General features: G+C 60.7%; 11 protein-coding genes and 1 riboswitch. Of the genes, 7 read left to right on the top strand and 4 right to left on the bottom strand.

Annotation, left to right across the window (positions count from 1 at the left end; all coding sequences use genetic code 11):
- From IP79_RS00460 to thiC, 3 genes are all read left to right on the top strand, one after another.
- Positions 1-617 (top strand): MipA/OmpV family protein (locus tag IP79_RS00460; protein WP_197273696.1); only part of this gene is annotated, 617 nt, incomplete at its 5' end.
- Positions 618-690: 73 nt separating this feature from the next.
- Complete coding sequence (locus tag IP79_RS00455) at positions 691-1,962, top strand: metal-dependent hydrolase family protein (protein ID WP_054117297.1); 1,272 nt, start codon at positions 691-693, stop codon at positions 1,960-1,962.
- Positions 1,963-1,996: 34 nt separating this feature from the next.
- Positions 1,997-2,107: riboswitch (TPP riboswitch) on the top strand.
- 43 nt (positions 2,108-2,150) lie between these two features.
- Positions 2,151-4,055 carry a phosphomethylpyrimidine synthase ThiC gene (gene thiC / locus IP79_RS00450; RefSeq protein ID WP_054117296.1) on the top strand — a complete coding sequence of 635 codons (1,905 nt, stop codon included), beginning with the start codon at positions 2,151-2,153 and terminating at the stop codon, positions 4,053-4,055.
- Between the two features lie 200 nt (positions 4,056-4,255).
- On the opposite strand, the gene IP79_RS15845 is transcribed toward thiC, so the two are convergent.
- The gene (locus IP79_RS15845; protein ID WP_267886197.1) at positions 4,256-4,390 is read right to left on the bottom strand and encodes a hypothetical protein; all 135 of its coding nucleotides are present in this window, start codon (positions 4,388-4,390) and stop codon (positions 4,256-4,258) included.
- A gap of 328 nt (positions 4,391-4,718) precedes the next feature.
- On the opposite strand from IP79_RS15845, the gene IP79_RS00445 reads away from it, so the two are divergent.
- The gene (locus IP79_RS00445) at positions 4,719-6,710 is read left to right on the top strand and encodes a hypothetical protein (protein ID WP_054117295.1); all 1,992 of its coding nucleotides are present in this window, start codon (positions 4,719-4,721) and stop codon (positions 6,708-6,710) included.
- 21 nt (positions 6,711-6,731) lie between these two features.
- On the opposite strand, the gene IP79_RS00440 is transcribed toward IP79_RS00445, so the two are convergent.
- Positions 6,732-7,196, bottom strand: coding sequence for a YaiI/YqxD family protein (locus IP79_RS00440; protein WP_054117294.1), 465 nt, complete (start codon positions 7,194-7,196; stop codon positions 6,732-6,734).
- A 490-nt stretch (positions 7,197-7,686) separates the two neighbouring features.
- Between IP79_RS00440 and IP79_RS00435 the strand changes: the two genes are divergently transcribed.
- The 3 genes from IP79_RS00435 to IP79_RS00425 all read left to right on the top strand — a co-directional run bounded on the left by IP79_RS00435 (position 7,687) and on the right by IP79_RS00425 (position 8,669).
- Positions 7,687-7,899, top strand: coding sequence for a cold-shock protein (locus IP79_RS00435; protein ID WP_054117293.1), 213 nt, complete (start codon positions 7,687-7,689; stop codon positions 7,897-7,899).
- A 113-nt stretch (positions 7,900-8,012) separates the two neighbouring features.
- The gene (locus IP79_RS00430) at positions 8,013-8,225 is read left to right on the top strand and encodes a hypothetical protein (protein WP_054117292.1); all 213 of its coding nucleotides are present in this window, start codon (positions 8,013-8,015) and stop codon (positions 8,223-8,225) included.
- Positions 8,226-8,315: 90 nt separating this feature from the next.
- The gene (locus IP79_RS00425; RefSeq protein ID WP_233994033.1) at positions 8,316-8,669 is read left to right on the top strand and encodes an HPF/RaiA family ribosome-associated protein; all 354 of its coding nucleotides are present in this window, start codon (positions 8,316-8,318) and stop codon (positions 8,667-8,669) included.
- Positions 8,670-8,698: 29 nt separating this feature from the next.
- On the opposite strand, the gene IP79_RS00420 is transcribed toward IP79_RS00425, so the two are convergent.
- Together IP79_RS00420 and IP79_RS00415 are read right to left on the bottom strand one after the other, a co-directional pair.
- On the bottom strand, positions 8,699-9,904 hold the full coding sequence (locus IP79_RS00420; RefSeq protein ID WP_054117291.1) for a hypothetical protein: 1,206 nt from the start codon (positions 9,902-9,904) through the stop codon (positions 8,699-8,701).
- An 82-nt stretch (positions 9,905-9,986) separates the two neighbouring features.
- Positions 9,987-11,222, bottom strand: coding sequence for an FAD-binding domain-containing protein (locus IP79_RS00415; RefSeq protein ID WP_054117290.1), 1,236 nt, complete (start codon positions 11,220-11,222; stop codon positions 9,987-9,989).
- Positions 11,223-11,256: the final 34 nt, after the last annotated feature.

Raw genomic sequence — 11,256 nt, 5'->3', positions numbered from 1 at the left:
CCCCGCCGTTTTCCGGCCCGCCATCCGCCGCCCCGCGCACACGGCCCGTCATCAGTTTCGGCCCGGCATTCCGGTTCCGCAATGATCGCAACAACCGCATCCGCGATGAGGTGGTGGCGCGCGCGGGCAAGCTGGATGCCGCGCTGGAGGTTGGGGGCGCGGCTTCGGTGGGGTTTCGCAATCTGCTGCGGCCGTTTGACCAGCTGACCATCGGGCTGCAGGCGCGCCGGGATGTGCTGGGCGCGCATGATGGCCTGATTGTCGAACCGCAGATCGGTTACCGCACCACGGTCAGCCGGGCGGTTGTGGTGCAGGCACAGATCAGCGCGGAGTTCGTCGACGATAATTTCGCCGATTACTACTTCACTGTCAGCCCTGCGCAGGCGCTGGCGACCGGCCTGCCGCAGTTCCGGGCCAAAGGCGGGCTGAACCGGATCGGCACGACCGCACTGGTCGCCTACGATCTCGATCGCAATCCGCTGAATGGCGGGTGGAGCCTGACCGGAATCGGCGGCTGGTCGCGGCTGGTGGGGGATGGCGCTGACACGCCCTATACCTCTGTGCGGGGGAATGCGAACCAGTTCATCCTTGGCACAGGGATCGCCTATACCTTCTAAGGCCTCGCGCGCTCTTGCTTTGGGCCTGCCTGCGCGCCATCACACGCAGGCAAGATCCGAGGGAAGAGACATAATGCACCATTTTCGCAAGGCCCTGATCGCGGGCACCGCCATGATCGCCGCAAGCCCGCTCGCCGCCGAAACCGTGGCGATCCGTGCCGGTAGCGTGATCACCGATGCCGCTGCCGAAGCAAGCGGCCCGGCAACGATCCTGATTACCGACGGGCGGATCGTGTCCGTCACCCCCGGACACGGTGCCGTTACCGCCGACCGCGAGATCGATCTTGCTTCCAAGACGGTGCTGCCCGGCCTGATCGACCTCCACACCCACCTGACCGGCGATCCCGGCGGCGATTTCTGGAAGGAAGCGACCGAGCCTGACGAATGGGGCGTGGTCGTCGGCGCGAAGAATGCGCTGGTCACCGTGCGGGCCGGCTTCACCACTGTGCGTGAAGCCGGTAGCGGCACCGAAACCGCCTTCGCCCTGCGGCGCGGCACTGCCGAAGGCGTCATCCCGGGGCCGCGAATCGTGGCCGCTGGCCCGGCGCTGGCGATCATCGGCGGCCATGCCGACGTGAACGGTTTCCGCCCCGAAGTGAACGAACTGCTCGACAGCGGCTTCACCTGCACTGGCGCGGTGGAATGCGCCTCCAAAGTCCGGCTGGCCAGCCAGAATGGCTCCGACGTGATCAAGATCACCGCGACCGGCGGCGTATTGTCGCAGCAGGGCCGCGGGCTTGAAGCGCATTTCACGCCGGAAGAGATGAAGGCGATTGCCGATACCGCGCACAGCCTTGGCCTCAAAGTCATGGCCCACGCCCACGGCGCACGCGGCATCCAGCAGGCGGCCGAAGCCGGGATCGATTCGATCGAACACGGCACGTATCTTGATGAAGCCGCCGCAAAAGCGATGAAGGCCAACGGCACCGTGCTGGTGCCGACCCTGATGGCACTGGAAGGCGTATCCGAAGGGCTGGGCAAGGGCATCTACACCCCCGTGGTCGAAAACAAGATCCGCGCTGTGCAGCCGCTGATGGCCACACTTGTTTCCCGCGCCCGCCAATATGGCGTGACCGTGGTGTTCGGCACCGATGCCGGTGTGTTCCAGCATGGCCGCAACGCCGAGGAACTGGGCCTGATGAAGCAGCAGGGCATGACCGACCGCGAAGTGCTGGCTTCAGCCACCACGGGCGCGGCCACGGTCCTGGGCATGGAAAGCCAGATCGGCAAACTCGCCCCCGGCTTTTCGGCAGACATCATCGCGGTGGACGGCAACCCGCTCACCGATGTGACCGTGCTGGAAGACGTGGACTTCGTGATGGTGCGCGGGCGCGTGATCGAGTGAGGCTCGACACCCGCGCCCAAACTCTCTAATCCTCCACCCATCCCCGGGGAGCCTGCTGAGGCTGAGAGGTGGGTGTAAGCACCCCACGACCCGTCGAACCTGAACCGATTAGCATCGGCGGAGGGAGTGGGCTGGTCGTTTGCACCAATGCGCCCGCGCTCTATCCGCCTGTTGGAGAGAGAGCAGCTATGGCCGACATCAATTCCCCCGTCGAAATCGGCGTCACCACCGGGCCGATCCGTGGCAGCCGCAAGATTTACGTCGGCGCGCGTACCGGCTCCGGCATCCGCGTCGCCATGCGCGAGATCGACCTTGAGGGCGGCGAGCCGAGCGTGCGCGTCTATGACACCTCCGGCCCCTATACCGACCCCGATGCCCATATCGACATCAATGCCGGGCTGCCGCAGCTTCGGCGCGACTGGATCATGGCGCGCAGCGATGTCGAGGCTTACGACGGGCGCGAGGTGAAGCCAGAAGACAACGGCCAGCTTGGCCCGGATCGCTCCGGCGGTGTCCCGCAATTCCCCAACACCGTGAAGCGGCCCCTGCGAGCCAAGGCTGGCGCAAACGTCAGCCAGATGCACTATGCCCGCCAAGGCATCATCACCCCCGAAATGGAATACGTGGCGGAACGCGAGAACCTGGGGCGCGAAATCGCTGCCGACATGGTGCGCGACGGGCAAAGCTGGGGCGCGGCCATCCCGACCATCATCACCCCCGAATTCGTGCGCGATGAAATCGCGCGCGGCCGCGCGATCATCCCCAACAACATCAACCACCCCGAAAGCGAACCGATGGCGATCGGGCGTAATTTCCTCGTCAAGATCAACGCCAATATCGGCAATTCCGCCGTCGCATCCAACGTGGCGAGCGAAGTCGACAAGATGGTGTGGGCGACCCGCTGGGGCGCGGACACGATCATGGACCTCAGCACCGGACGCAACATCCACGACACCCGCGAATGGATCATCCGCAATTCCGCCGTCCCCGTCGGCACCGTGCCGATCTATCAGGCGCTGGAGAAGGTCGGCGGCGTGGCCGAGGAGCTGACGTGGGAAATCTTCCGCGATACGCTGATCGAACAGGCCGAACAGGGCGTCGATTACTTCACCATCCACGCGGGCGTGCGGCTCGCCTATGTCCCGATGGCGGCCAAGCGCGTCACCGGGATCGTCAGCCGCGGCGGCAGCATCATGGCGAAATGGTGCCTCGCCCACCACAAGGAAAGCTTCCTCTACGAACATTTCGACGAGATCACCGAGATCATGAAGGCCTATGACATCGCCTACAGCCTCGGCGATGGCCTGCGCCCCGGCAGCATCGCCGACGCGAACGACGAAGCGCAATTCTCCGAACTCTACACGCTGGGCGAACTCACCCACCGCGCCTGGGCTCAGGATGTGCAGGTTATGATCGAAGGGCCGGGCCACGTGCCCATGCACAAGATCAAGGAGAATATGGAAAAGCAGCTGCAGGTCTGCGGCGAGGCGCCGTTCTACACCTTGGGCCCGCTCGTCACCGACATCGCGCCGGGGTATGACCACATCACCAGCGGCATCGGCGCGGCGCAGATCGGCTGGTATGGCACCGCGATGCTCTGCTACGTCACGCCCAAGGAGCATCTGGGCCTGCCTGACCGGGACGATGTGAAGGTCGGCGTGATCACCTACAAGCTGGCAGCCCACGCGGCGGACTTGGCCAAGGGGCACCCGGCATCACAGGTGCGCGACAATGCATTGAGCAAGGCGCGGTTCGAGTTCCGCTGGCGCGACCAGTTCAACCTCAGCTTGGACCCCGAAACGGCCGAGCAATATCACGACCAGACCCTGCCGGCAGAGGGCGCGAAGTCTGCCCACTTCTGCTCGATGTGCGGGCCCAAGTTCTGCTCGATGCAGATCAGCCAGGACGTGCGGGACTTTGCCGCCAAGCAGAACTCCAGCCCCGAAAGCTTCCTCGCCTCGGAAAAGCTGGGCGCCGACACCGCCGAGGCCAGCCGTCAGGCCGCGCTGAAAGGCATGGAGGAAATGAGCCGCCGCTACAACGAAGGCGGACGCGAGCTGTATGTGGGCGCAGGCAACCGCGAACACGATTGAGGCACTTCTCCCCTCCCGCCTGCCCCCGGCTTTCGCCGGGGCGGGTATCGGGTCTGGGGGTGGGAGCGCGGACGTTTTTGTGTTCCGCATCGCATCCGCGACGCGAAATCCTCGCTCACACGACCTGAAGGTCGCGTCGCTGCGGGCGGCCAGTCGGCCTTGCGGCGGCTATGCCGCCGACAGGCTCGCGCACTTACTGCCTAGCTGTTCTTCATGTTCTCCAGCCCCTTGATCCCGCCGGGCTTGGTGCTGGGCTGGCTGGCGTTGAGCTTCGGCCCCTTGTCCGCCTTGGGCTTGCGCGCTTCGCGGCTCTTCTTCTGTTGGCCCTTGGCCATAGGATGTTCCGATCAGGGGCGAGATGCCCTACCGCGGGCGTGCGCCTGATGGGGGTTGGTGTCAATGTGGGGGTGGGGAGAGCATGGCTCTCAAGGGATGGTCATCATTGAGGGGTAGTTCTATGTGAACGTGAAGGATCGCGACGTAGTTCGGGCACGAACCCAGCTGCTTTTGATTTGGTCGTGGGGCCAATTAACTTACGGAGAGAGAGGCATAATGACTGTCGCTGGAGCAATGTCTGACACTAATTCAGCACCCAAGATGCGATCTAGCTTCTCAGGGAGGGTGCGGAATTTTCACCTTCCGGCCACCGCAAAGAACACCCTTATGCCTGTGTTTGAGGGGGCGACCAACGCACTTTACGCTGTTCGAGACAGGTTCCCAGACACTTGGGCCGACGACGGTATTATCAATATCAAAGTCATCCGAGATGGACATTCAAAGGCAGGCGAATCTGAATTTGAACCGGTCATTGGGTTTGAAATCGAAGATAACGGCTTGGGCTTGAACGACGAATTATTTGATAAATTTCAAGAATTAGATACGCAACATAGAGCCCATTTAAATGGTCGAGGCATTGGCCGACTTTCGTGGCTCAAAGTATTTAATGACGTTACAGTCTCGTCAACTTTCGAGAGGGGTGGTGAGCGCTTTAAAAGAAGCTTTGATTTTAAGCTTAGGGACGACAACCCATTTCAGAATTATATTGAATCTAGCAGTATCGACGAACTCGGAACGAAGATAAAAATGGTGGGGTTCAAAGAGAAATTTGGTGCAAAGGCTTATATCGACTCAGTAGATATCAAGCGTGACATCATCGCGCATTTTATTTCAATTTTTGCCCAGCCTAAACGTCTGAAGTTCAATCTAGTCGACCACGGGAAATTTGAGAACCTTTCTGATTTCTTTTTTAATTCGATTGTTCGGGACTCAGGGGCAAGAGATTTCGAATTTGAAAGCGGAATCGTAACTGTCCGCCATGTATTGGTGCAAAGGTCCATTGCTCCCATGGATAACAGCCTAGTTTACTGCGCTGCAGAAAGATCAGTCTTGAGCCGAAATTTATCTGAATTTTTGGGTATGAAATTTATTCAAGACGATCAGGAAGGGGCGCTGGTATACATGGGACTCGTCGAGGGAAGTGTGCTTGACGATGCTTTGAATCACGAGCGCACCGGATTTGATTTCGGGGATATCGATTTTGAAGAATTAAATAAGCTGATTCTTGTTGACGTTCAGGATTTTCTTTCAATTTATTTGGAGGATCGCAGAAAAAAGAGCCGCCAACTGCTCGACAAAGTTCTCCAGTTAAATCCACTGTATAGTTCTGCCATCGGCGATCCCGAGGTCTACGCCCAGTCAATGCCCCTGAATTGGGATGAGAAAAAGCTGGTTGAGGCGGTGGCAGTCAAGCGATATCGCGCCCAAAAGGCATTGGTGAAGCAAATTGAGAAGCTTGATGCCAATACTGCGAGTATGTCGGATGGTGAGTTTGGAGAGCGCGTCCGAAAGATCACATCCGATCTTGGTGAGTCTGAAAAAAGTGCTTTGGCGCAATATGTCGTCGAAAGGCGCATGGTTATATCCTTGCTTGAGAAGAGGCGTCAATTCGATCGACGGAAAGGAGAACACGAAAGCGAGAATCTAGTCCATGAAGTTTTTTGCCCTCTAGGCGTCACAAGCGATGTAATTGATTACAACGATCACAATCTATGGCTCATAGATGATCGTCTGGCGTATTATTCGTTCATTGCGTCTGATCGTCCGATATCTACCTATACGGGAGACGTTGACGCCGTAGATGAAGATGAAACAGTTCGCCGTATGGAACTTCAAGAGATCGGTCGCTATTCGGAACGTAGCGAGCCAGATTTAGCTATTATCAAAAGGCCGATGCTTTTCAGGCGCAGCAAGACGCCGGATCCGGTCGTTATTATAGAGTTTAAGGCGCCTGGTAAAACTAGTTACTCCGGTGACCGAAAAGACAACCCAGTCATTCAAATCCGTAAGTATATAAAGACTCTTCAAAATAAGAAGGCATATGATTTTGAAGGTAATAGAATAAGTGATATCGGCGATAAGACGCCATTTCATTGCTATCTATTGGCAGAAAGTTGCACCCAAATCTACGAACTGCTTGAAAGTCACGGAATCTGGAAGCCTACGCCCGATGGGAATGGGCGTTTTGGGTATCTAGACGATTTAAATGCGTATTTTGAGTTTGTTCCGTATGATCAGGTTCTGTTGAATGCCAAGCTACGGAACGAGGCGTTTTTCAAGCATTTGAACATCATGGATAGCTTGGAAACGGCGCTTTAGACGGCATTCGATCCGTCCCCCTCACCCCATCCCCACCAGCACCCTATCCAACGCCTGCAAGAACCGCGAGCGGTCTGCCTTGCTGAACGGCGCAGGCCCGCCGCCCACGCCGTCCATGCCGGCGCGCAGGTCGGCCATGATGGCGCGGGTGGCTATGGCTCCGCCGATGCTGGCAGCCGTAAATGCCTCGCCATTATGTTTCAGCACCCGCGCGCCCGCTTTCAGGCAGCGGTCGGCCAGCAATATGTCGGCGGTGATCACCACGGACCGCGCATTGGCGTTTTCCGCGATCCAATCGTCGGCAGCGTCGAAGCTGTCGGATACCACCACGCGCTTGATCCGCGGACTATCGGGAATGCGGAACGGGGCGTTGCTGACCACGCGCACTCCGGCGCGGTATCGCTCGGCAACGCGGTAGATCTCGTCCTTCACCGGGCAGGCATCGGCATCGATCAGGATGGTGACGGGAGATGTGGGGTCTGGCATGTGATCTGGCACAGAGTCTGGCATAGTGGCCACGCCTATCGCACTTTCCTACGCCCGCCAAACCGCGCCATAAATGGGCGCGGTTTGCGCAAGGCCTTTGCACCGGTTGCCTTGCCATTCGCGCGTGAAACATTGGAAGTCTGGCAAAAACAGATGTTTAGGTGTGAAACATCGCAAAACAGCCCGCGCCAGACCCGGTTTAGCCCCGTTTAGACCCCTCCTAGACCCCCACTAGACCCGCCTCAGGTCGCGCCAGACCCACTCCAGACCGGCGCTGATTAGGTGATCGGGGCAAAGCGTGCTACACAGCCATTGCTGACGTCGAAATTTGCGACGGACTTCGAAATTTGCGCTCCGCCGCTTGCCAAGGGTTCAGCCCGAAGGCCCCGGCGTTAACCAGACGACGACTTCCTTTCATCGGACGATACGACGCACTATCTCGCCCGCACATCGTGGGCGGGCAAATGATTGTTCTTGAAAGGAACACCCCATGAGCAAGACCGGAACCGTAAAGTTCTTCAACACCGACAAGGGCTACGGCTTCATTCAGCCTGACGACGGTTCGTCGGACAGCTTCGTCCACATCACTGCAGTGCAGGCCGCCGGCATGCACAGCCTTGAAAAGGACCAGCGTCTGAGCTTCGAACTCGAGCGCGGCCGCAATGGCAAGGAAAGCGCTGTGAACCTCGCAGCTGCTGACTAAGCATTGATCCGGTACGGGGGCAGGGCGCGATTGCGTGCCTTGCCCCTGCACCAAACGTCTGAATGCAGGCGCTGAATCCCGCCCACTCCCTCTCCCAAGGCAGGACACCCCAGATGGCTCAGACTTACGAATTCTACAGCGAACGCGCCGACGAAGCAGCGGCGCTGGCCGACAAGGCAACGCTCGATAATGTGCGCGATCGCGAATTGCGCTCGGAAAAGACCTGGCGCGGGCTCGCCGAACAGGCACGCAAGACCGCCGAAGAGCGCGTGAAGGCCGATGCCGTGCGCGCGGAAAAGCGGGCTGCCGAAAGCCTCGATTCCTGAACAGGCTGGCCGATTACGCTGGAAAGCGGATGCGGCATTCCCCATATTCTCCTTGGGCAACAGGATACTGACCCCGAAGGAGAGAACGCCATGAGCACCATGCAATTCCAGTTCAATACCGATAGTTCGGTAATGGGCACGGCTGAAGTCGCAGACCGGATCGAGGCGCAGGTGCGCCATCGACTCGCGCGCTTTGCAGACCGGCTGACCAGGCTGGAAGTGCACGTTTCGGACGTCAATGGTCGCAAGCATGGTGCGGATGACAAGCACTGTACAATCGAAGCGCGCCCGCGCGGCGGCCGTCCGATCGGCGTGACCGGCAAGGCGCCCGATGTCGATGCGGCGGCGCGGATCGCGGCAAACACCATGGCTGAACGGCTGGAACGTGTGTTCGGCAAGGCCGAGCGCCACCGCCACGACCCTTCACCCGATAAGCAGATCTGATCCGGCGAAACCCGGGCGCGAGGCGGTAATTATAACCCCTTGCGCCCGAACACCCTGCTGCGCAGGCCGCGGCCCGAAAGGCCGGGAGCGCCAGGCAGGCTCGGCGTCGGCGCGATTACCGTGGCAGGCGGCGGCGCTTGCGGGGGAGGCGCATCGCCCACAGCGCGCACTTCGAATTGCCCGCCAACCCCCTCGGCCAGCTTGCGCTTTCCGCTCCATTCATTGGCCAGCACCATCTTCGCGTCCTGATCATCAGGCATGATGGCAGCAGGGAAGGCGCGGTCGTTGAAGGCGTTGGCGTCGGGCACATGTTCAGGCGCGACGAAGCCGTGGGCGAGGTGTTTCAGCGGCACCAGTTCGTACATCGGCATGTCTGCCGGTTCCGGCTCGCAATAGCCGATATCTGCGCCTGCATCATGGTGCAGCACACGGTAAGACAGGCTGCGATCCTCCGGCCCGAAGGTATCGGTATCGGGGATGATGTAGCCGTTGGGCATGGTCGCCACCCGCAGGAATGCGAGGATCGTTTCGTAATTGGCGGCCCACGGCAGGACATTGGGCTTGATCAGGATTTCGCGTCCCAGCCAATGCCGTGCGCCGAAGGTACGGATGCCTGTCAGTGCTGCATCGCCCGGCGCGGGGGGAGGGCCGTAGAGGAACGGATGGATGTGCAGCGGCCCGGGCGCAGCCATCGCCGCGAGCGCATCGCAGGCATCACCCTTCAAAAGCTGATCCGATTGGGTCCAGTGCACCGCCAGCGGCATTGCACGTTCCGATGCGATGCGGGTCATCAGGGCGAGAGTGGCAAGTCGCCGTTCGAACTGCACCTGCGAGGCGCCTTCACGCGGGCGCCCGATCTGCGCGAACATCGCCGCGATCTTGGGGTCTTCATCAACGCCGCCCAACACGCCGTGCGACACTTCGAGCAGAATGTGGCTTTGGGCGCGGGTCAGGCGCTCGCGGATATCGGGCGTAACGATCCCGGTATAGGGTGATGACAGCGCGCCGCGAAAGGCCTCTGCCTTGGCTGGCCCGTCGAGATATTCGAAGGTCAGCATCAATTCCTCGGCGCCGTTGAACAGGCGATAGAAGCGTCCGGGGTTGGCTTCGGCGATGTTGAAGGTCGCGCCTGATTTCATCCCCTCGATGCGGGTGAAATCGCGCATGATGTCTTCGAGATCGGTTATCGGCCGGTCAAACAGCAGCGCGGCTTGCAGGCGGTTGGGATAGAGCATGGCGCGGCGGCCCCTGAATTGGCAAGACCTCGCAGCTTTGGCGCAACTTGGTTAAAAACGGATTGAAACCAGCGAGCGCAATTCAGCCTGCGGTTCCGATCCCGCATTCGCGCAAAATCCCTTCGATCACCTTGGAAACGCCGAAGAACCCGGCTTTGGCATGGGGCCAGGTGGTGCGATCGAGATCGCCCAGCAAAGTGACCACGCGACCTGCTGCCACAAGTGGGGCAAGGTCTGGCCACAAGGCATCGCGGGTCCATCCTGCGGGCAGATAGGGGAGCGCAATCCGTTCCACCCCGGCAGCCGCAAGCAGCGGGGCCAGCGGCTTGCCCGCGTCCCATTCCGCCGCCGGGCACCCGAACTGCGCCGCCGCCTCGGCCATTCCGCCAGCCACCGCACCTTGGGCAAATTCGCGGGCGAGCAGGCCCGTTTCGCCGGGGGTGCGCGCTTCAGGGCGGGCGGCGCCGATCACCAGCGCAGGCGCGGCGGGCAGGGCGAGAGGCGCATGGTGCGCAGCCTCGTCATGCAGCAGCAACGCGAACGGCTGAGCGAGTTCGGCAGCGCTTACCGGAGCGGGCAGATCAAGCTGTCGTCTCCCGTATTCCTGCGGTTCTTCCAGCGGATCGGCATCGGCGGCCAACCCCTCGGCCGCCAGCGGGCCTTGCGGATGGCCTGCGGTGTAACGGGCGATATTGTCTGCCCGTGCCATGTAATGCTTGCCCTTGGTGTGCAGCCCAGCAACCCAGCGCCACGACAGCGTGTTCGACGCCGCATCGCCGTCCATCAGGTGGCGCAGGAAGAAATCCGCGCCCAGCCGCCAGTCGAGCCGCAGGGTGAAAATCCAGATGCTGGCAAACCACATGCGGGCGTGATTGTGGAGATACCCGGTCTCCACCAGCTCGCGCACCCAGATGTCGAAGGCTTCGATGCCCGTGCGCCCTTCGGTCGCCTTGGAGTATGCCGTGCGGATACCCGCGTTGCGCTCCAGCGCGGCAAGTGCGCTATCGCGGCCGGTGCGGAAATCGTCCCAGATCGCAGGGCGCTGCTCCAGATAGCCTTTGAAATAGATCCGCCAGAACACTTCGGCGATGAACTTTTCCGCGTCGCGCTGGCTGTGCCGGGAGAGCACCGCTTCGAGCACGTCACGCTCTCCGATCAGCCCGGCGTGCAGCCATGGCGATAGCTGGCTGACATTGCCGCGGCCTTCATCTGCGGGGCCATCATCATGGTTGCGGGTCTCGGCATAGCGGCGTCCAGCGGCGGGCAGGAAGGCGGAGAGGCGGCTGAGCGCGGCGGCGCGGGTGGGGTAGGTGTCCATGGCTTGCTGAACCCGACGACACGGGCATGGTTCC

Origin of the sequence: Porphyrobacter sp. AAP60, assembly GCF_001296025.1 — a bacterium.
Lineage (GTDB): Bacteria > Pseudomonadota > Alphaproteobacteria > Sphingomonadales > Sphingomonadaceae > Erythrobacter.
The sequence above is the reverse complement of the archived record's forward strand: the minus strand, read 5'-3'. Positions and strand labels throughout refer to the sequence as shown.